This is a genomic window from Pseudomonas sp. LH1G9, from assembly GCF_002949975.1.
Taxonomy (GTDB): domain Bacteria; phylum Pseudomonadota; class Gammaproteobacteria; order Pseudomonadales; family Pseudomonadaceae; genus Aquipseudomonas; species Aquipseudomonas veronii.
In genome coordinates this window covers 92426-113528 of sequence record NZ_CP026880.1, presented here as the reverse complement: position 1 = coordinate 113528, position 21103 = coordinate 92426, and the positions used below count along the sequence as shown (strand labels likewise).

Here is a 21103-nt window from a genome sequence, read left to right as displayed (position 1 = left end):
ATGGGCTTTCGCCTGTCGAAGATTTACACCCGTACCGGCGACCAGGGTGAAACCGGGCTCGGCGACGGTCGCCGCGTGCCCAAGGACCACCCGCGGGTGGAAGCCATCGGCGAAGTCGACACGTTGAACAGTCAGCTGGGCTTGTTGCTGGCCGGCCTTGAAGAGCAAAGCGGCAAGCATCCGCATCTGAAGGATGTGATCGAAGTGCTGACGCCTTGCCAGCATCGTCTGTTCGACCTCGGCGGCGAGCTGGCGATGCCGGTGTACAAAGCGCTGAACGCGGCGGAGGTGAATCGGCTGGAGGCAGCGATTGATCGCTGGAACGAAGAGGTCGGGGCGCTGGAGAACTTCATCTTGCCCGGTGGCTCAGCGCTGATCGCCCAGGCCCACGTGTGCCGCAGCGCAGCACGCAGTGCCGAGCGCCGCTGTCAGCACCTGAATGCGGTTGAACCGTTGGAGGGGGTGGCTTTGGCGTATATCAACCGGCTGTCGGATTTGCTGTTTGTCGCGGCGCGGGTGATTGCCAAGCGCCAGGGTGTGGCGGAGATTTTGTGGCAGGCGGCGGCCAAACCCCACTGATTATCAGGTGTCTGGTCTGGCGCCATCGCGGGCAAGCCCACTCCCACATTTGGATTTGTGAACACCTTCCAATGTGGGAGTGGGCTTGCCCGCGATGAGGCCAGCAAACGCTAGATCAATCTTGCGGCCAGAACGCCCGAATCCCTGCCACACCTTGGGCGCCGGCATCCCATGCCTGCTCGCGCTCAGCAGGCCCAACGCCACCCAACAGATACACCGGCTTGCTGAACCCGCGGATCAGCTCTGCCGCCTGTTCCCAACCCAACGGTTGGGCATCGGGATGGGTCTGGGTCGGCTGCACCGGCGACAGCGTGACAAAATCCACGTCCATCAATTCCGCCAGCGCCAGTTCCTCGGCGTTATGGCAAGACGCCGCCAACCAGCGATCCTTCGGCAGCGGTCGGCCCTTGCTTGCGTATTTGCGCAGTTGTGCCGAGGTCATGTGCCAACCGGCTGCGGGAAAATCCCCCAGCCATTCGAACGGGCCCTTGAGCATCAGTTGCGCCTTGCCGGCACACAGGCCCACGGCGTCTACCGCCAGGTCACGGTACTTGGGGTCGTAACCGTTAGGGGCGCGCAGTTGCACCAGCTTGATGCCGCCCGCGATGGCTTTCTGGATACCGCGCAACAGCGGCGCGGTTTCCAGCTCGCCCGGTGTGATCAGGTAGTCGCCGGGCAACCGTGCGGCGGCAACGATCGGCGCATTGGCCGCCGGGAACTCATAGTTGAGCAGGTCACGCGCCGCGACCCATTCCAGGGGTTGACCTTCGGCGCCGTGTGGCTCGCCGGTAAAGGCCGAGACTTCCCAGACATCCAGCAACACCTGCTTATCCGGGTAATCATGCTGCACCTTGATCAACGGTCGCGCCGTGGTGACCTGGATGCCCAGCTCTTCCTGCAACTCGCGGGACAGCGCCGTGGCGACCGACTCGTCGGTCTCCACCTTGCCGCCGGGAAACTCCCAGAGGCCGCCCTGATGTTGGGTATCGGCGCGGCGCGCCAGCAGGATTCTGCCGTCGACGCCGCGGATCACCGCTGCTGCTACATGCACTCGTTTCACCGCGTTTATCCTCCGGGCTTCAGGTACGGTATTCCGCGTTGATCTTCACGTACTCGTGGGACAGGTCCGTGGTCCAGATGGTTTCGCTGCACTCGCCGCGACCCAGCTCGATGCGGATGGTGATTTCTTCCTGCTGCATCACCGCCGAACCCTGGGCTTCGGTGTAGCTCTCGGCGCGGGCGCCACGGCTGGCGATGCACACGTCACCGAGGAACACGTCGATCTTGCTCACGTCTAGGTCCGGCACGCCGGCACGGCCGACGGCGGCGAGGATACGGCCCCAGTTCGGGTCGGAGGCGAACAACGCGGTCTTGATCAGCGGCGAGTGCGCCACGGTGTAACCGACATCCAGGCATTCCTGGTGGTTGCCGCCGCCGTTGACTTCAACCGTGACGAACTTGGTGGCGCCCTCGCCGTCACGCACGATGGCCTGGGCCACATCCATGCACACTTCGAACACCGCTTGCTTCAACGCGGCGAACAGCGGGCCGCTGGTGGAGGTGATTTCGGGCAGGTTGGCCTGGCCGGTGGCGATCAGCATGCAGCAATCGTTGGTGGAGGTGTCGCCGTCGATGGTGATGCGGTTGAACGACTTGTTGGCGCCGTCCAGCATCAAGCGCTGCAGCACGTCGCGGGAGACTTTGGCGTCGGTGGCGATGTAGCCAAGCATGGTGGCCATGTTCGGGCGGATCATGCCCGCGCCCTTGCTGATGCCGGTGACGGTGATGGTCACGCCGTCATGTACAAACTGACGGCTCGCGCCCTTGGGCAAGGTGTCGGTGGTCATGATGCCGGTGGCGGCGGCCGCCCAGTTATCCACAGACAGGTCATCCAGCGCGGCTTGCAGGGCGCCTTCGATTTTTTCCACCGGCAGCGGCTCACCGATCACACCGGTGGAGTACGGCAGCACCTGGCTGGCGTCGACGCCGGCCAGTTGTGCCAGTTTGGCGCAGGTCCGCGCGGCGGCGACCAGGCCAGGCTCGCCGGTGCCGGCGTTGGCATTGCCGGTGTTGGTCAGCAGGTAACGAATCGGACCGGCCACGCGCTGCTTGGCCAGGATCACCGGCGCGGCGCAGAAGGCGTTGAGGGTGAACACACCGGCGACGGTCGAGCCTTCAGCACAGCGCATCACCACGACATCCTTGCGCCCCGGGCGTTTGATGCCGGCCGAAGCGATACCGAGTTCAAAACCGGCAACCGGGTGCAATGTGGGCAAAGGACCAAGACCAACAGCCATGAATGCGCTCCTTAAAAATAGATGATGTCTGTGCCGTCGCGTTCGACGGTGGGAATTAATGGCAAAACGCCGCGACGGCTGATGCCGGTCGCGGCGCGGGGTGTTGCAGCGTCAGGCGAAAATCTTAGTTGATTTCGCCGTGGCAGTGTTTGAACTTCTTGCCCGAACCGCACCAGCACAGCTCGTTACGGCCCAGCTTCTGCTCGTTGCGCACCGGAGTTTGAGCCAGGGCCACATCGACCTCTTCGCCCAAGACCTCAGGCGCCTCAAGACCTGGCGCTTCCTCATGCTGGAACTGCATGCGCGCCGCCAGTGCCTCGGCTTCCTCACGCAGGCGCGCTTCTTCCTCGACCGGGTCTTCGCGACGCACCTGAACGTGGGACAGCACGCGAATCGAATCGCGCTTGATCGAATCCAGCAGTTCGGAGAACAGCGTGAACGACTCGCGCTTGTACTCCTGCTTCGGGTTCTTCTGGGCGTAGCCACGCAAGTGGATACCGTGACGCAGGTGATCCATGGTCGACAGGTGGTCTTTCCACAGGTCGTCCAGCACGCGCAGTACGATTTGTTTCTCGAAGGTGCGCAGCGCTTCGGCACTCGCCTGCTCTTCTTTCTCGTTGTACGCGGCCAACAGCTCGGTCATCAGCTTCTCGCGCAGGGTTTCTTCGTACAGGTGATCGTCTTCGTCCAGCCACTGCTGAACCGGCAAGTCGACACCGAAGTCGCTCTTCAACGCGGCTTCCAGGCCGGCAACATCCCACTGCTCTGGCAGGGACTGTGGCGGAATATGCGCGCTGACGGTGGCGTTGAGCACGTCCTGACGGAAATCGGCGATGGTCTCGCCAATGTTGTCGGCGGCCAGCAACGTGTTACGCATGTGATAGATCACTTTACGCTGTTCGTTGTTGACGTCATCGAACTCGAGCAGTTGCTTACGAATGTCGAAGTTGCGGCCTTCGACCTTGCGCTGGGCCTTCTCGATGGCGTTGGTCACCATGCGGTGCTCGATCGCTTCACCGGACTGCATGCCCAGGGCTTTCATGAAGTTCTTCACCCGATCCGAGGCGAAGATACGCATCAGGCTGTCTTCCAGGGACAAGTAGAAACGGCTGGAACCGGCGTCACCCTGACGACCGGCACGCCCACGCAACTGGTTGTCGATACGGCGCGATTCGTGACGCTCGGACGCGATCACCTGCAGGCCGCCGGACTCCAGCACCGCCTGGTGGCGTTTCTGCCAGTCGGCTTTGATCTGGGCGATCTGCTCGGGAGTCGGGTTGTCCAGGGAAGCCACTTCCACTTCCCAGTTGCCGCCCAACAGGATGTCGGTACCACGACCGGCCATGTTGGTAGCGATGGTCAGCGCGCCGGGGCGACCGGCCTGGGCGATGATCTCGGCTTCTTTTTCGTGGAACTTGGCGTTGAGGACCTTGTGCTCGATGCCTTCCTTGTTGAGCAGGTTGGACACGTGCTCAGACGTTTCGATCGTCGCGGTACCCACCAGGATCGGACGCCCCTGGGCCATGCCGTCCTTGATGTCGTTGATGATCGCCGCGTATTTCTCTTCGGCGGTCAGGAACACCAGGTCGTTGAAGTCTTTACGCGCCAGCGGCTTGTTCGGCGGGATGACCACAACCGACAGACCGTAGATCTGGTGGAATTCGAACGCTTCGGTGTCGGCCGTACCGGTCATGCCGGACAGTTTGTTGTACAGACGGAAGTAGTTCTGGAAGGTGGTGGAAGCCAACGTCTGGCTTTCGGCCTGGATGTTGAGCACTTCCTTGGCTTCGATGGCCTGGTGCAGGCCCTCGGACAGACGACGACCCGGCATGGTACGCCCGGTGTGTTCGTCAACCAGAACGACCTGGCCGTCCTGGACGATGTATTCGACGTTGCGATGGAACAGCTTGTGCGCGCGCAGGCCGGCATACACATGGGTCAGCAGGCCCAGGTTGTGGGCCGAGTACAGGCTTTCGCCCTCGGCCAGCAGGCCGATCTGGGTCAGCATGTCTTCGACGAACTGGTGACCGGCTTCGTTGAGTTCGACCTGACGGGTCTTCTCGTCGATGGTGAAGTGACCTTCTTTGGTCACCACGCCTTCCACTTCCTCGATGTGCTGCTCCAGGCGCGGGATCAACTTGTTGATCTCGGTGTACAGGCGCGAGCTGTCTTCGGCCTGGCCGGAGATGATCAGCGGGGTACGGGCTTCGTCGATGAGGATGGAGTCGACTTCGTCGATCACGGCAAAGTTGAGTTCGCGCTGGAATTTTTCTTCCATGCTGAACGCCATGTTGTCGCGCAGGTAGTCGAAACCGAATTCGTTGTTGGTGCCGTAGGTGATGTCGGCAGCGTAGGCCGCACGCTTCTCTTCCGGCGGCTGGAACGGCGTCACGACGCCGACGGTCAGGCCGAGGAATTCATACAGCGGGCGCATCCAGTTGGCGTCACGGCGGGCCAGGTAGTCGTTCACCGTCACAACGTGCACGCCCTTGCCGGACAGCGCGTTGAGGTAAACACCCAGGGTCGCCACCAGGGTCTTGCCTTCACCGGTACGCATTTCGGCAATCATGCCTTCATGCAAGGTCATGCCGCCGATCAGCTGGACGTCGAAGTGGCGCATGCCCATGACACGCTTACCGGCTTCACGGGCGACCGCGAAGGCTTCGGGAAGCAACTTGTCGAGGGTTTCACCTTTGGCTATGCGGGCCTTGAACTCTTCGGTCTTGGCGCGCAATTGCTCGTCCGAAAGGGCAACCATCTGCTCTTCGAAGGCATTGACCAGCTGCACCGTCTTGAGCATGCGTTTGACTTCGCGCTCATTCTTGCTTCCAAAAAGTTTCTTTAACAAAGGCGCAAACATATCGGCAGGTTCTTCCACACATAGGGATGGAGGGCGCACCGTGAGTGGCCCGAGCGGCCCTCACGGGCGCATGCGAACGCGCATTCTACCCGGAATCGTGGGTGAGGAAAGTGGCGTTGTTCCCCAATGCAGGCATGAGCCCGTGAGAGGGCCCATTTAAAATAAGGGCTTTTACCGGAACTTCAACCCATGGAGTGCATTGATTTCGCAGATAAAGCCCCGCCAATGCATTGCCTGGGGGTCCACAGGCGCTTTCTGCTAAGATGGCGGCTCTGTTACTTAAGGTGTCTGATCATGGCGTTTCGCCCTCTTACAGCCCGCGCGCCCAGCGTGTTGCTTCGCGAAGCCAAGCCGTTGAAAGCCATCTTCAGCCATGCGCAACGCCTGGGCCACCTGCAACGCCTGGTTGAAAGCCAATTGCAACCGGCAGCGCGGGAACATTGCCATGTCGCCTCGTGGCGCGAGGGCAACCTGCTGCTTATTGTCACAGACGGCCATTGGGCGACACGCTTGCGCTATCAGCAAAAACGCTTGCAGCGACAATTGATGGCGTTTGACGAATTTGCCAGCCTGACGCGTATCCAATTCAAGGTGCAACCGCCGACCGTTCCGCAAGGCGCGGCGGGGCACACCATGGATTTATCGGCGAATGCGGCCGAAACCATTCAGGCAACGGCCGACGGCATCAGCGATCCGGGTTTACGCGCGGCGCTGGAACGCCTCGCCGCGCACGCCAAGCCCAAAGCCTGATCGGCTATCTACGCTTGCTGCCGCCCAGCAACGACCCCAGCAAGCCCCGCACCAATTGGCGCCCCACCTGATTGGCGGCCTGTTGCATGGCTGACTTGAGCGCCTTGCCAGCCGCAGTCCCGAGGAATGCCCCGGCTCTGTCGGTAAAGCTCGGTTCTTCGCTCACCGGCTTGGCTTCTTCGGCTTCGGCCGGGCCCAACGCCTTGCGCGCCATCAGCACTTCATAGGCCGATTCGCGGTCAATCGGCTTGTCATAGCGGCCCTGCAACGGCGAACTGGCAATCAGGGCGGCGCGTTCGGCGTCGCTGAGCGGGCCGATCCGCGATTGCGGTGGCGCGACCAACACGCGCTGGACGACTTCCGGCGTGCCCTTTTCCTGCAAAGTGCCCACCAGTGCTTCACCAGTGCCCAGCTCTGTCAGGACCGACAACGCATCAAATGTCGGATTGGGCCGAAAACCGTCCGCCACCGCGCGCAGTGATTTCTGCTCTTTGGTGGTGAATGCGCGCAGGCCATGCTGGATACGCAAGCCAAGTTGCGCCAACACGCTGTCAGGCAAGTCCCCGGGCGATTGCGTGACGAAATACACACCCACGCCTTTCGAGCGAATCAACCGCACCACCTGTTCGAGGCGGTCCTGCAAGGCCTTGGGCGTATCGGCAAACAATAAGTGCGCTTCGTCGAAAAACAGCGCCAGCAGCGGTTTATCGGCATCGCCGCGTTCGGGCAACTGCTCGAACAGTTCAGCCAGCAGCCATAAAAGGAAGGTTGCGTACACCTTGGGGGCTTCGTGAACCAGGCGGCTGGCGTCGAGCAGGTGGATACGCCCGCGACCATCGCTGGCGGGGTGCAAAATATCCTCGAGCTGCAGCGCCGGCTCGCCGAACAACGCTTCCGCGCCCTGCTGCTCCAACACCGCCAGGCGCCGCAACAGCGCCTGGCTGGAGCCGGTGGTCATCAGCGCCGCATCTTCACCCAGCAGTTCCGGGTGGTAGCGCAAGTGATTGAGCAGCGCCTTGAGGTCCTTCAAATCCAGCAGTAACAGGCCTTCGCGGTCCGCCACCTTGAAGGCGGCATACAACGCTGACTGCTGGCTGTCGGTGAGCTCCAGCAGGCTGCCGAGCAGCAACGGCCCCATTTCACTGATGGTGGTACGCAATGGATGACCGGACTGACCGTGAATATCCCACAGCGTGACCGGATACGCCTTGGCCGTGTAATTCAGGAAAGGCATGCCGGCGATGCGCTCGGCCACCTTGCCCTGGGGGTTGGCCGCAGCGCCGAGACCACAAAGGTCGCCCTTGATATCCGCGGCGAATACCGCCACGCCCGCATCGCTGAACGCTTCTGCCAGGCGTTGCAGGGTGACGGTCTTGCCAGTGCCCGTGGCACCGGCAACCAACCCGTGACGATTGGCCAGGCGCATGGCCTGGGCGATGGGCTGGCCATCAAGGCCGGCGCCGATAAGGAGTTGCGTGGAGTCAGGCATTTCGTCACCTATGGTTAATCTTTCGTGCCGCAAGGTCGATACACATCAATGTAAGACCCACAAAGTCTAAAAACAGATCAGACAGCTCCTACAGGGACCTCACAGGGCTATCGCCAGAAATATCACACCTTTTTTGACGCTACCATTCTGCGCATCCTATAAGGACGCATTTTGGATATTAAGACCTTAGCGGACCCTTCAGGCCATGAATAAAAACCTGCGTTTCAGCCACAAAATCCTGCTTGCTGCCTCCCTTATCGTCATCGCCGCCTTCGCGCTGTTTACGCTTTATAACGACTACCTGCAACGCAACGCAATTCGCGAAGATCTCAACAATTACCTGCATGAAATGGGTGATGTCACTGCCAGCAACATTCAAACCTGGCTCACCGGGCGCATTGTCCTGGTGGAAAACGCGGCACAAAATATTGCGATCAATCCCGACCCCAAGGTGGTCGCCAGCCTGCTGGAACAGAAAGCCCTGACCTCCTCGTTCATGGCAACCTACGTGGGCGACAGCCAGGGCGCGTTCACTATCCGCCCCGACACCAAGATGCCGGACGGTTTCGACCCACGCGTTCGTCCTTGGTACAAAGGCGCCCAGAGCAGCAATGGTTCGACCCTGACCGAACCCTATATCGATGCCGCGACGGGGCAATTGATCATTTCCATCGCGACCCCCAGCGCCCAGGGCAGCCAGAGCATCGGCGTGGTCGGCGGCGACCTGAGCCTGCAAACCCTGGTGGACAACATCGGCGCGCTGAACTTCGGCGGCATGGGCTATGCGTTCCTGGTCAGCGCCGACGGCAAGGTGCTGGTACACCCGGACAAAAACCTGGTGATGAAAACCCTGGCCGACGTCTACCCGAAACACACGCCGAAGATCAGCGGCGACTTCAGTGAAGTCGAGGCCAACGGCAAGGACAACATCGTGACCTTTACACCGATCAAGGGCCTGCCGTCGGTGAACTGGTACCTCGGTATTTCCGTGGATAAAGCCACCTCCTTCGCCATGCTCAGCGAATTCCGCACCTCGGCGATCATCGCCACGATCATTGCCGTGGTAATCATCATCGCCTTGCTCGGCATGCTGATCCGAGTGCTGATGCAACCGCTGCACGTGATGACTCGCGCCATGCAGGACATCGCCGATGGCGAGGGCGACCTGACCCGTCGCCTGAGCATCCAGAATCACGACGAATTCGGCATCCTGGGTAATGCGTTCAACCGCTTCGTGGAGCGGATTCATACGTCGATCCGCGAAGTGTCCTCGGCCACCGGGCAGGTCAATGAAGTCGCCCTGCGGGTGGTCAGCGCGTCCAACTCGTCGATGATCAACTCCGACGAGCAGGCCAACCGCACCAACAGCGTCGCCGCGGCCATCAACCAATTGGGGGCCGCCGCCCAGGAAATCGCGCGTAACGCCGCACAAGCCTCGAACCAGGCCAGCGATGCGCGGCACTTGGCCGAAGACGGTCAGCAGGTGGTTGAACGCAATATCAAGGCAATGACCCAGTTGTCCGCGATGATCAGCGCTTCCAGCAGCAACATCGAAGCACTTAACAGCAAAACGGTGAATATCGGGCAAATCCTCGAAGTGATCACCAGCATCTCTCAGCAAACCAACCTGCTGGCGCTCAACGCCGCCATCGAGGCGGCGCGCGCCGGGGAAGCCGGACGTGGGTTTGCGGTGGTGGCCGACGAAGTGCGTAACCTGGCGCACCGCACCCAGGAATCGGCACAACAGGTGCAAACGATGATCGAGGAGCTGCAAGTCGGCGCCCGGGATTCGGTCAGTACCATGAGCGAAAGCCAGCGCCACAGCCTCGACAGCGTGGAAATCGCCAACCTGGCCGGCGAACGCTTGAACAGCGTGACCCAGCGCATCGGCGAGATCGATGGGATGAACCAGTCGGTCGCCACCGCCACCGAGGAGCAGACCTCGGTGGTCGAGTCGATCAACATGGACATCACCGAAATCAACACGCTCAATCAAGAAGGCGTGGAAAACCTGCAATCGACCCTGCGCGCCTGCGCCGACCTGGAACAGCAGGCGGCACGGCTGAAGCATCTGGTGGGCAGTTTCCGTATCTGACTGACACCACAGAACCTTGTGGGAGCACAGGTCCGCCTTGCGCCCACATTGACCTTTATCAACTTGAGCGCGCGCGCCCCCAATTCCGATCGAACATCTATCATTACCTCAGGTCCACGTAAGGAGAGCTACGGATCGGAGGAATGTTCATCGTGCATATCGCGGACATCACCATGTTCTACGCCCCCGCCAGCGGTGGCGTACGCACTTATCTCGACGCCAAGCACCGGCGTCTGACGCTCAAACCCGGCATTCGCCACAGCCTGTTGGTCCCCGGCGCACACTTGAGCGAACGGGATGGGATATTCAAGGTGCCGGCCCCCGCCCTCCCCTTCGGCAAGGGCTACCGCTTCCCCCTTCGGCTCGCGCCTTGGCGAAATGTCCTGCACGATTTACAGCCCGATCTGATCGAAGTCGGCGACCCGTACCTGACCGCCTGGGCGGCGCTGGATGCACGACGCCAACTGGATGTGCCCGTCATTGGTTTTTATCACTCGGATCTGCCGCTGCTGGTGAGTAACCGCATGGGGTCGTGGTTTACCCCGAACGCTGAAGCCTACGTCAGCAAACTCTATGGGAATTTCGACCGGGTACTGGCGCCCAGCCAAGTGATGGCTGACAAGCTCATCGGGCTTGGGGTGAATAATGTCTTCGTGCAGCCGCTGGGGGTCGACCTGCAAACGTTCTGCCCGGACGTCCGCGACCCGGGCTTGCGCGCCGAACTGGGGATCGGCGCGGATACCCGGCTGCTGATCTTCGCCGGGCGCGGTTCCAAGGAAAAAAACCTGCCGCTGCTGCTCAACTGCATGAAACGCCTGGGGGACAACTACCACTTGCTGCTGGTGGGCTCCGGCATGCCGGCCAGCGTGCCGGACAACGTCACCGTGATCGATGGGTTCCGCCCCGCCCAGCATGTCGCCCGGCTGATGGCCAGCGCCGACGCGCTGCTGCATGGCGGCGATCAGGAAACCTTCGGCCTGGTAATACTGGAGGCCATGGCCTGCGGCATACCGGTGGTCGCCGTGGCGGCCGGCGCATTTACCGAGATCATTGACGAGCGCTGCGGCCTGCTGTGTACGCCCAATAATCCACGAGCCATGGCCGATGCGGTGCGCGAGCTGTTCGGTGCCGACAGCCGTCGCCTGGGCGCGCAGGCTCGGCGTCATGTCGAACAGCATTACGCCTGGGAGACGGTCGTCGACAGCCTGTTGACGCACTATTATGCGGTGCTGGGCAGCCACAAGCCGATGCTTGCCCATGGATGAGCGCTCGGTGCTGCTGGTGCTGCACGATGTAGCGCCGCAGACCTGGGCCGACTACCGCCCATTCGTCGCAGCCGTCGACGCGTTGGGCGGCGTGCCCATCACCTGGCTGGTGGTGCCGGAGTTTCATCATCATGAAGCCCTGACCGCCCATGACGACTTTCGCCGCCTGCTGGACAGCCGCGTGGCCAAGGGCGATGAGCTGACCTTGCACGGCTACTACCATTGCGACGACCAACCGGCTCCGCGCACCCCTAAAGCCTGGTTCATGCGGCGCCTGTATACCCATGAGGGTGAGTTCTACCAACTGCGCCAGGATCAGGCGCTGCAGCGTATCAGCGATGGCATCGAGGTATTCCGTCGCTACGACTGGCCGCTGCAAGGCTTTGTCGCTCCCGCCTGGCTGATGAGCCGCGGCACCCGCCAGGCACTGCGCCAATTGCCGCTGACCTACACCAGCGACCCGCAACATCTGTACCGGCTACCCGACTTCACGCCGGTCAACGCCCCGGGGCTGGTGTGGAGTGCGCGCAGTGCCTGGCGCCGAGGTCTGTCCAAGTGTCTCAGCGACCGACGGGAACAGCGCTGGCAGGCGGCCCCGGTGATTCGCCTGGGACTGCACCCGGTGGACATGCGCCACGAATTTTCCCGCCGCTACTGGCTTGAAACCCTACAACGCCTGCTCAACGCCGGACGCACACCACTGACCAAGGCCGCTTGGCTGGCCACCCAGCCATGAGCCGGGTGATCTGGCTGCTGCTGGGCCTGCTGCTGGCGCTGGCGATCCCCGTGTGGCTGGGAGGTGGCGAAACCGTTACGCGCCTGAAGCAATTCCCGCTGCCCCAACTGTCGCTGATGTTCGGCATGATTATCCTGTGCTGGCTGATCAACAGCGTGCGTATCCGCTTATTACTGGGCGAGCAACGCGGCCAACTGGGGCGACTCAACAGCCTGGGCGTGGTGATATCGACCGAATTCGCCATGTGCGCCACGCCCGGAGGTAGCGGCGGGCCACTGACACTGATGGTCCTGCTGGCGCGCAACGGCATACGTCCGGCCCACGGCAGCGCGGTGTTCGCCATGGATCAGTTGAGCGACTTGCTGTTTTTTTTCTGCGCACTGCTGGGGATCGCGTTGTACGCAGTGTTCCACAGCCTCAGCCCACGCCTGGAGTGGCTGTTGGGGCTCAGTGCGGCATCGATGGTGGGCGCAGTGTTAAGCGCTGTGCTGCTGGTGCGCTTTCATCGCCGCCTGATACGCCTGAGCGGCACCTTGCTCCAGCGATGCAAGGTAAGCACCGCGACTCGCCGGCGCTGGGCGCGCAAAGTGTTGCGCTTCCTGGCGGCATTTACCCAAACGCTGAAATTGCCGTGGCGCACCCTGTCCGCCGTGTTTGCCTTGACCAGCCTGCATTGGATACTGCGCTACAGCGTGCTTTACCTTGCGGTACAAGGGTTGGGAGGCGATGTGCAGTGGGCCTGGAGTTTCCTGATCCAGATGCTGTCGCTGACGGCGGGCCAGTTCAGCCTTATGCCCGGCGGGGCCGGTGCGGCGGAGTTGACGTCAGCGGCCTTGCTGGCGCCCTGGCTGGGCAAATCCAGCGCAGCGGCGGCGATTCTGATCTGGCGGGCGGTGACCTACTATTTCTATCTGCTGGCCGGTGGGCCGGTGTTTCTGCTGATGCTCGGCAGGCCGCTGCTCAAGCGTCTGTTTCAGGGGACGCCGGCCGTTTCTGCAACTCGTCCCACAATTGGGCTGCCCCAGGAAAGTCAGTACCATCCTCGGCCTCCAGCTCATCCGGGTCATAGCGACTCAGACACCCCTCGCCCAACGTAGCGGGCGCCCTGGACGTAGCTTTATCGAGTGGATCGGTCATGGGCTTGTCCTGCTGGGCAGATCAATGAAAAAAGGCCTGGGACGATTTAACGCCCAGGCCCTTCACTCTTCAATCAAAACGCGTTGATCAGAACACGACTGTTTTGTTGCCGTGTACCAGCACGCGGTCTTCCAAGTGATAGCGCAGGCCACGGGCCAGGACCATTTTCTCGACGTCACGGCCGAAGCGCACCATGTCGTCAATGCTGTCGCTGTGGCTGACACGCACCACGTCCTGCTCGATGATCGGGCCGGCGTCCAGTTCTTCGGTGACGTAATGGCACGTTGCGCCAATCAACTTCACGCCACGCAGGGAAGCCTGGTGGTACGGTTTGGCACCGACAAACGACGGCAGGAAGCTGTGGTGAATGTTGATCACCTTGCCGGCGTATTCGCGGCAGAGTTCCGGCGGCAGGATCTGCATGTAGCGCGCCAGCACCACGACGTCGGTTTCATGCTGCTTGACCAGGCGGGACACCTCGGCGAACGCCGGTTCCTTGTCCTGCGGGTTGACCGGCACATGGTAGTACGGGATGCCATGCCACTCGACCATGCTACGCAGGTCGTCATGGTTGGAGATCACGCAGGCGATCTCACAGTCCAGCTCGTCGCTGTGCCAGCGGTGCAGCAAGTCCGCCAGGCAGTGCGATTCACGGCTGGCCATCAACACCACACGTTTTTTCTGCTCGGTATCGCTGATGTGCCAGATCATCGAAAACTCTTCGGCGATCGGCGCAAACGCCTCGCGAAACGCCTCAAGGCCAAAGGGCAGCGTATCGGCACGGATTTCGTGGCGCATGAAGAACCAACCGCTGAGATTGTCCGAGTGATGGCTCGCCTCGGTGATCCAGCCGTTGTGGGAGGCCAGAAAGTTACTGACTTTGGCAACGATGCCAACCCGGTCCGGGCAAGCGATCACCAGCCGAAAAGTGTGCATTAGGGGAAAACTCCAGAACTTCGCAAAGGCGGTCATTCTAGCGATTACGCAGAAAAACTGCAGTATCCGTTGACGCTTATTCTGCCCTCGCCTTGACCACACCCCTTAATAACGTAGGGTTTTACCACCGCTATATGCATGTGCATCGGCACGCTCAGGCAGTTAGCGAAAATTAAGCAGGTAGTCTTTGCCCATACCCGCTACTAATTAACTCGTTTGCATAGATTTGCCACAAACATTCAAAGTAATTCACATAAATGTTCCCTTAAATGTTTACTTGGGGAAATAGCCTGACTATTATTGGGCCACTATCCCTGTCAATCAGCGCTCTACATAAGGTAGTCCACATGTCCCTGATCAACGAATACCGTGCCACCGAAGAAGCTATCAAAGAGCTGCAAGCCCGTTTGAAGAATCTGTCCCAAGACGACAAACTGCAAACCGAGCTGGAATTCGAAGGCAAACTGCGTACCCTGATGGGTGAATACTCCAAATCCCTGCGTGACATCATCGCGCTGCTGGATCCAGAGTCTAAAGTTAAAGCACCGCGCGGCGCAGTGAAAACTACCGGCACCAAGCGTGCCCGCAAGGTCAAGCAATACAAAAACCCGCACAACGGCGAAGTGATTGAAACCAAAGGCGGCAACCACAAGACGCTGAAAGAGTGGAAAGCCAAGTGGGGCGGTGACGTGGTTGAAGGCTGGGCTACCCTGCTGGGCTAAGCCTCGCCAGGCTCTTGCCTGATACGCGACAGACGAAAAACGCCAGCTTGCTGGCGTTTTTTATTGTCTGAATAATCTGCAATTGCCTGATTACAGATTGAACCGAACGGCTAAAGAGTCAGCATACTCCTGCCATTGATCCAGCACCTGACGCTGAAACGGCGTGGCACTAACAGCCAATTCAATACGAGCACGTTTAAATGCCTCCAAGGTATTGGGTGCCCCCCATTCGCCATCTGACAAGCGTTGCTGACAGAAAAGTTTCCAGCGTTGTTGCTCCTCGCTGTTCAAGGTTGCAGGAAAGTTGCGCGCACGGTAGCGAAATAATAATTCCGGCAAACGCTGATCATCAAAGGGCCACTGCTGCCGCGCCAATTGCGCCGGCTCTGCCGCGCGGACTTGTTCGCACAAACGACGGTCGCGGTCACCGATAAAACCATCATAGAGCTGCTGCTCCGGGTCCGAACTCGGTGCAAAATCTTCCTCGGCATAAATCTCCGCCAACTTGTCGCGCCAAACTTCCTGTGCGTCAGTTAGCCGCAGCGCCCGCGCCTGATAAGCGTCCATATCCAATTGCAGTCGTTCACGGTCTTGCGCCCGCAGCACATTCAATGGCGCCACCACCGGGCAGCGGTTGATATGCAACAACTTGAGCGGTACCGGTAACTCGCCTGCGGCCAGGTCATCACGACGGGTGTAGAGGCGCTGACGCAAGGTATTGGCGTCGAGGTCCAGCAGCCCTTGCGGATCAAGGCCCAGGTCACAGACGATCAATGCGTTGCGATTGCGCGGGTGCCAGGCCAGGGGCAGTACGACGCCGAGGAAATGGCGCTCGGCCGAAAAACGCCCGGAGATATGCACCATCGGTTGCAGCAGCCGCACCTGGTCCATCACCCGTTGCTTGCTGCGCAATTGGAATAGCCAGTCGTACAACCTGGGCTGTTTTTCACGGACCAATCGGGCCAGGGCAATGGTCGCGCGCACGTCGGACAACGCATCGTGGGCCTGGCCATGGGCGATCCCGTTGGCCTCGGTCAAACGCTCCAACTTGAGGGTGACACGCCCATCCTGCTCGGGCCAGACGATTCCCTCCGGGCGCAGCGCGTAGGCGGTACGCATCACATCGATCAAGTCCCAGCGGCTGTTCCCGCCCTGCCATTCACGCGCGTAGGGGTCGAAGAAATTGCGATAGAGACTGTAACGGGTCATTTCATCGTCAAACCGCAGGGTGTTGTAACCCACCCCACAGGTACCGGGGGCCGCCAGTTCAGCATGCACCCGCGTCATGAAATCGGCTTCGGCCAAGCCCTTTTCCGCCAGCATGCGCGGGGTGATGCCGGTGATCGCACAGGCTGCCGGATGGGGCAGGATATCGTCGCTGGGTTGGCAATACAGGTTGACCGGCGGGCCAACCTCGTTGAGGTCGACATCGGTGCGAATACCGGCGACCTGGAGGGGACGATCGCTGCGCGGGTTGATGCCGGTGGTTTCATAGTCGTACCAGAAAAGAGTGGTCACGGGCTATTCCTGTGCTGAAGATCGACAAAGTCTAGGCGCTGGAAGGTGCCTGAGGCCAGCGCCAGATCAACTGTATAAACATCCAGCAAAACCTTGAATGGTTGCTTCCATCGCCGACACTGCTAGCATCCGTGTCTTCCAACCGCTCTGCGCTGCCAAGGATCGCGATGCCATCAGCTCCATTGGATACCCGTTACCAGATCGAGACCCCAGAGGGCATCGACCTGCCCTTGCGCCCGGCCGGCCTGCTGCCACGTGCGCTGGCCTTCGCCTTCGACCTGGGCGTGCGCGGGTTGCTCATGGGCATCCTGCTGGTTCCGTTGGCCCTGCTCGGCAACATCGGCATAGGGCTGGGCTCGTTGCTGCTGTTCCTGGTCAGTTGGTGGTACATGGTGCTGTTTGAAGTACTCAACCAGGGCTGCTCGCCGGGCAAGCAGGTCATGGGGATGCGCGTGGTACAGGATGACGGCACGCCCATCGGCTGGTCGGCCTCACTCATCCGCAACCTGCTGCGCTTTGTCGATATGCTGCCGTTCGGCTACTTTCTCGGCGCCATCAGTTGCCTGCAGCACCCTAACTTCAAACGGCTCGGTGATCTGGCGGCCGGCACGCTGGTGGTCTACCGCGAACTGCCATTGGCACGCCCCAAGGTGCCGCAGGCCCCTGCCCTGCGCCTGCCATTTGCCCTGGACCTGAGCGAACAGCGCGCCATCCTCAATTTCGCCGAGCGCCAGGGCGAACTGTCCGCCGAGCGAGTACAGGAACTGGCCTCGATCCTCGCCACGCCCCTGCAGGTGTCCCCGGCTCGCGCTGTCGAGCAGCTCAACGGCGTGGCCCGTGGCTTGCTGGGGCCGACATGAAACAGAGCCTGTTCGAAAGCCGTCATCAGCCCCAATGGCAAGCATTCGCCGAACAACTGACGCAGTTGGAACAAGGCAAGGCCAAGGCCGCTGAGCTGGCTGATTTCCCTCATCAGTATCGACGCCTGTGCCAGCACCTGGCCATGGCCCAGGAGCGCGGCTACAGCAGTTACCTGGTGGACCCGCTGCAACAACTGGCCCTGCGCGGCCACCAACAGCTGTATCGCCACCGCAGTCAATTGGGTGCGAACGTATTGGCTTTCCTGCTGGCCGGTTTCCCCCGGCTGGTGCGTGAACAGTGGCGCTTCGTGCTGATCGCCAGCCTGCTGTTCTTCGGCAGCCTGGTGGGTATTGCACTGCTGGTGTACCTGTTTCCCGAACTGATCTACAGCGTCGTCAGCCCCCAGCAGGTGGCCGAGATGCATAGCATGTACGACCCGGACGCCAGTCGCCTGGGCCGCGTCGCCGAACGTGCATCCAGTGAAGACTGGATGATGTTCGGCTACTACGTGATGCACAACATCGGCATCGCCTTCCAGACCTTTGCCGCGGGCTTGCTGTTCGGCCTGGGCAGCGTGTTCTTTCTGATATTCAACGGCCTGATCATCGGTGCGATCTCCGGGCACCTCACTGAAATCGGCTACGGCCAGACCTTCTGGTCGTTTGTCATCGGCCACGGTGCCTTCGAACTCAGCGCAATTGCCCTGGCTGGCGCGGCAGGCTTGCAGTTGGGCTGGGCGTTGATTGCTCCGGGGCACCTGACACGCGGTGAATCCCTGCGGCTGGCGGCACGTAAAAGCGTGCAGATGCTCTGCGGCGTCATGCTGTTCCTGCTGATCGCTGCATTTATCGAAGCCTACTGGTCTTCCACCACCGCGATCGCGCCTTGGGTCAAATACCTGGTGGGCGCGGGGCTCTGGCTACTGGTGGCCGCCTACCTGACCCTTGCCGGACGGACTCGCCATGCGCCTGAGTGATGCCAGCGTAGTGATTCGCCCGCGAACATCATGGGAAGCCATGGACCTGGGCGTGTTAATGGCCCAGGAACATCGACTGCTGTTGATGGCCAGTTGGGCGCTGGTGAGCCTGCCGATATTCATCGCGCTTAGCGTTCTGTTGTGGCAATACCCGTCCACGGCCTTGTTTGTGTTCTGGTGGTTGAAGCCGGCCTTCGACCGGCTGCCCCTGTATATCCTGTCCAAGGCCCTGTTTGGCGAGACGCCCAGCCTGAAACAGGCCGTGCGTCACTGGCCGCGCCTGCTCAAGGGCCAACTCCTGGCCAGCCTGACCTGGCGGCGACTGAGCCTGAGCCGCAGCTTTTTGATGCCGGTCAGTCAACTCGAGGGCCTGGATGGTCAGGCGCGCCAAAAACGCCTGGGCGTGCTGCAGCAACACAACGCCGGCACAGCGCGCTGGTTGACCACGCTCGGTGTACACCTGGAAATCGGCCTGTGGTTCGGCTGCATGGCGCTGTTCTATCTGTTCATCCCCCAGCAGGTTGAACTGGATTGGGACTGGCAACGGCTGGCCCTGGCAACCGGCCCGGAGGGGTTGTGGCTGGAACACCTGAGCAACGCTTTCTACGCGCTGGTCCTGGTGTTCTGGGAACCGATCTACGTCGCCTGTGGTTTCAGCCTCTACCTCAACCGTCGCACCGTGCTGGAAGCGTGGGACCTTGAGCTGGTTTTTCGCCGCCTGCGCCAGCGCCTGAGCAGCGCGGCCCCGTTACTACTGCTGGTGATCGGGCTGATGCTGCTGCCGCTGGGCCGACCCGCGATGGCCGATGACTCGCCCCCCACCCGGCAAGTCACCCCCCAATCCGCCAGCCAATCGATCAAGGCGCTGCTGGACAAGCCTCCGTTCAAAAATCCGGAAACCGTCACGCGCTATCGCTTTGCTGACGAAAAACCCAACACCAAGCCCCAGGCACGCGGTGAGGGCAAACTACCGGCCTGGCTGCAAGCACTGCTGGACAACTTCAACAGCGACGCCTTCAAGCACCTCGCCCAAGGCCTGGAGGTGCTGCTGTGGAGTCTGTTGGCGGGCGGCGTGGCGTTGCTCGCCTGGCGTTATCGCGAGTGGCTGCGCACCTTTGTCAGCCGGCGCGGGCCACGCCAACCCAAGCTCGCCAAACCGACACCCACCCAACTGTTCGGCCTGGAGCTGGGCGCCGAAACCCTGCCCGATGACATTGCCAGCGCCGCCGAGCGACTATGGCCCAACCACCCCAGGGAAGCCCTGGGCCTGTTGTATCGCGGGCTGCTCAGCCGGTTACTGCACGACTTCAACCTGCCACTGAAAACCGCCGACACCGAAGGCCAGGTCCTGGAACGCGTTCAACGCTTGCAACAACCACAATTGCTGGCATTCAGCGACGAATTGACCCGGCACTGGCAAAACCTCGCCTACGGGCACCGCCTTCCGCCCGCGGTGGTACAGCAGCAGTTGTGCAACGATTGGCGCACCCTGTTCAGCTCGGGAGTCGCCCGATGAAGCGGCCATTGCTGTGGGTGGGGTTGCTGCTTGCTTGCCTGCTGGGGGCGGGCGGCCTGTATGTGTGGCACAAGGCAATTCCTTATGACGAAGTGGTGGATCGCGGCCCTTCACCCGAAGCATTGGGCAATCCCTACCTGGCGGCCGAACACTTTCTGCGCCAGCAAGGCCTGGCGGTGGAACGTGCCAGCGGCCTTGAACGGCTCTCCGATCTGCCCCCCAAAGACCGCAGCCTGTTGCTGCTGGGCGAACGCGACAACATGACCCCGCGCCAGGTGGATCAACTGCTGGACTGGGCAAAGTCCGGTGGCCACCTGCTGGTGGTGGCCGAAGCGCTGTGGGATGAAGAAACCGCTAAAAGCGGCGACCTGCTGCTCGACAGCCTGCATATCCAGCAGACCTTGAGCGACGAATCCGAGCAACCCGCTCCGGCACGCAAACAGAAAAAACCGGACCTGACCAAGCTCTATGTCGACAATGAAACCGCACCGGCGTATTTCAGCTTCGATACCGACTTCAATCTCACCGACCCCAAGCACCTGGCCCAGTTTTCCGCCAACAGCGCCAGGTCCAGCCACCTGATGCAACTCAATCTCGGGCAAGGCCGTGTGACAGTCGTCACCGACAGCGACTTATGGAAAACCCCGGGAATCGGCCAACACGATAACGCCTGGCTGCTGTGGTACCTCAACCAGGGCACCGACGTGAGCCTGCTGTTCAACAGCGACGTGGACGACCTGTTCACCTTGTTGATGCGCTATTTCCCCCAGGCGCTGGTGGCGCTCGCCGCGCTGATCGCCCTGGCGCTCTGGCAGGCCGGCATGCGCCAAGGCCCGATCCAGGCGCCAGCGCCCAGAGCACGCCGACAACTGCAGGAACACTTGCAGGCCAGCGCCGACTTCCTGCTGCGCCGCAGCGGCCAGGGCACCCTGTTGCACGCCTTGCAGCGCGATATCCTGCGCGCCGCAAGGCGGCGCCACCCTGGCTTTGAACACCTAAACACCGCAGACCAGTGGCAGGTGCTTGAACACCTGACGCGCCAACCCTCTCACGTGATCAGCCAGGCCCTTGGCCCACTTGCGGCAAAACGGCTTTCCAGCGCCGATTTCAGCCGCCAAGTGGCGTGCCTGCAAACGCTCAGGAATGCACTATGACCCCGCGTTCTGTGACGAAGGTGCGTGGTACAACGCCAGCAAGAGGGCGCTGCGCCTCGACTCTGAGGTTCAGCGCCTCGTGAGATCCACACCCAGAGTGAGAACCAACCTGGAGTGCCTGATCCGTCGCCTGATTGCCCCGGCCGAGTCTCTGGACGCACAAACCCCGGCAGACCTCAAAGGCCGTATTTGGTTATATCGCATTTGTGCGG

At 61.2% G+C, this 21103-nt stretch carries 17 protein-coding genes and 1 pseudogene; 12 read left to right on the top strand and 6 right to left on the bottom strand.

The features are described 5' to 3' along the window. The gene (locus C5F70_RS00515; protein WP_017847112.1) at positions 1-579 is read left to right on the top strand and encodes a cob(I)yrinic acid a,c-diamide adenosyltransferase; all 579 of its coding nucleotides are present in this window, start codon (positions 1-3) and stop codon (positions 577-579) included. Between the two features lie 115 nt (positions 580-694). Here the strand turns inward: C5F70_RS00515 and C5F70_RS00510 are convergent, their stop codons facing one another. The 3 genes from C5F70_RS00510 to secA all read right to left on the bottom strand — a co-directional run bounded on the left by C5F70_RS00510 (position 695) and on the right by secA (position 5736). Continuing rightward, positions 695-1639 (bottom strand): Nudix family hydrolase, encoded by a 945-nt coding sequence (locus tag C5F70_RS00510; RefSeq protein WP_026140047.1) that lies wholly within the window; start codon positions 1637-1639, stop codon positions 695-697. Positions 1640-1658: 19 nt separating this feature from the next. Continuing rightward, a complete protein-coding gene (gene argJ / locus C5F70_RS00505) occupies positions 1659-2876 on the bottom strand; it encodes a bifunctional glutamate N-acetyltransferase/amino-acid acetyltransferase ArgJ (RefSeq protein ID WP_026140046.1) in 1218 nt (405 codons plus the stop codon). Between the two features lie 124 nt (positions 2877-3000). Then, positions 3001-5736 carry a preprotein translocase subunit SecA gene (secA, locus tag C5F70_RS00500; protein ID WP_017847109.1) on the bottom strand — a complete coding sequence of 912 codons (2736 nt, stop codon included), beginning with the start codon at positions 5734-5736 and terminating at the stop codon, positions 3001-3003. Between the two features lie 294 nt (positions 5737-6030). On the opposite strand from secA, the gene C5F70_RS00495 reads away from it, so the two are divergent. Next, entirely contained in the window at positions 6031-6486 is a 456-nt protein-coding gene (locus C5F70_RS00495) for a DUF721 domain-containing protein (protein ID WP_017847108.1), read from the top strand. 4 nt (positions 6487-6490) lie between these two features. On the opposite strand, the gene C5F70_RS00490 is transcribed toward C5F70_RS00495, so the two are convergent. Then, positions 6491-7975, bottom strand: coding sequence for a helicase HerA-like domain-containing protein (locus C5F70_RS00490; RefSeq protein WP_017847107.1), 1485 nt, complete (start codon positions 7973-7975; stop codon positions 6491-6493). Positions 7976-8180: 205 nt separating this feature from the next. Between C5F70_RS00490 and C5F70_RS31390 the strand changes: the two are divergent. The 5 genes and pseudogenes from C5F70_RS31390 to C5F70_RS00470 form a co-directional block, all read left to right on the top strand. After that, positions 8181-9164, top strand: a pseudogene (locus C5F70_RS31390) (cache and HAMP domain-containing protein); the annotation flags it as partial. 141 nt (positions 9165-9305) lie between these two features. Beyond that, positions 9306-10070, top strand: coding sequence for a methyl-accepting chemotaxis protein (locus C5F70_RS31385; protein WP_370737559.1), 765 nt, complete (start codon positions 9306-9308; stop codon positions 10068-10070). A gap of 143 nt (positions 10071-10213) precedes the next feature. Beyond that, a complete protein-coding gene (locus C5F70_RS00480; protein WP_017847105.1) occupies positions 10214-11335 on the top strand; it encodes a glycosyltransferase family 1 protein in 1122 nt (373 codons plus the stop codon). Next, the gene (locus C5F70_RS00475) at positions 11328-12071 is read left to right on the top strand and encodes a DUF2334 domain-containing protein (protein WP_104902563.1); all 744 of its coding nucleotides are present in this window, start codon (positions 11328-11330) and stop codon (positions 12069-12071) included. Before C5F70_RS00480 ends, C5F70_RS00475 begins: the two co-directional genes overlap by 8 nt. Then, positions 12068-13168, top strand: a complete 1101-nt coding sequence (locus tag C5F70_RS00470; RefSeq protein ID WP_104902562.1) for a lysylphosphatidylglycerol synthase transmembrane domain-containing protein — start codon at positions 12068-12070, stop codon at positions 13166-13168. Before C5F70_RS00475 ends, C5F70_RS00470 begins: the two co-directional genes overlap by 4 nt. Before the next feature lie 127 nt (positions 13169-13295). Here the strand turns inward: C5F70_RS00470 and purU are convergent, their stop codons facing one another. Beyond that, entirely contained in the window at positions 13296-14144 is an 849-nt protein-coding gene (gene purU, locus C5F70_RS00465) for a formyltetrahydrofolate deformylase (protein WP_017847102.1), read from the bottom strand. Between the two features lie 347 nt (positions 14145-14491). On the opposite strand from purU, the gene mvaT reads away from it, so the two are divergent. Beyond that, on the top strand, positions 14492-14866 hold the full coding sequence (gene mvaT / locus C5F70_RS00460) for a histone-like nucleoid-structuring protein MvaT (RefSeq protein ID WP_005790963.1): 375 nt from the start codon (positions 14492-14494) through the stop codon (positions 14864-14866). Positions 14867-14956: 90 nt separating this feature from the next. Here the strand turns inward: mvaT and sbcB are convergent, their stop codons facing one another. Then, positions 14957-16384, bottom strand: coding sequence for an exodeoxyribonuclease I (gene sbcB, locus C5F70_RS00455; RefSeq protein ID WP_017846069.1), 1428 nt, complete (start codon positions 16382-16384; stop codon positions 14957-14959). Between the two features lie 167 nt (positions 16385-16551). On the opposite strand from sbcB, the gene C5F70_RS00450 reads away from it, so the two are divergent. The 4 genes from C5F70_RS00450 to C5F70_RS00435 are packed head-to-tail and all read left to right on the top strand — an operon-like array spanning position 16552 to position 20891. Further along, positions 16552-17244, top strand: coding sequence for an RDD family protein (locus C5F70_RS00450; RefSeq protein ID WP_026139913.1), 693 nt, complete (start codon positions 16552-16554; stop codon positions 17242-17244). Further along, positions 17241-18221 (top strand): stage II sporulation protein M, encoded by a 981-nt coding sequence (locus tag C5F70_RS00445; protein WP_017846071.1) that lies wholly within the window; start codon positions 17241-17243, stop codon positions 18219-18221. Before C5F70_RS00450 ends, C5F70_RS00445 begins: the two co-directional genes overlap by 4 nt. After that, entirely contained in the window at positions 18208-19737 is a 1530-nt protein-coding gene (locus C5F70_RS00440; protein ID WP_104902561.1) for a DUF4129 domain-containing protein, read from the top strand. Before C5F70_RS00445 ends, C5F70_RS00440 begins: the two co-directional genes overlap by 14 nt. Then, a complete protein-coding gene (locus tag C5F70_RS00435) occupies positions 19734-20891 on the top strand; it encodes a DUF4350 domain-containing protein (protein ID WP_104902560.1) in 1158 nt (385 codons plus the stop codon). Before C5F70_RS00440 ends, C5F70_RS00435 begins: the two co-directional genes overlap by 4 nt. Positions 20892-21103: the final 212 nt, after the last annotated feature.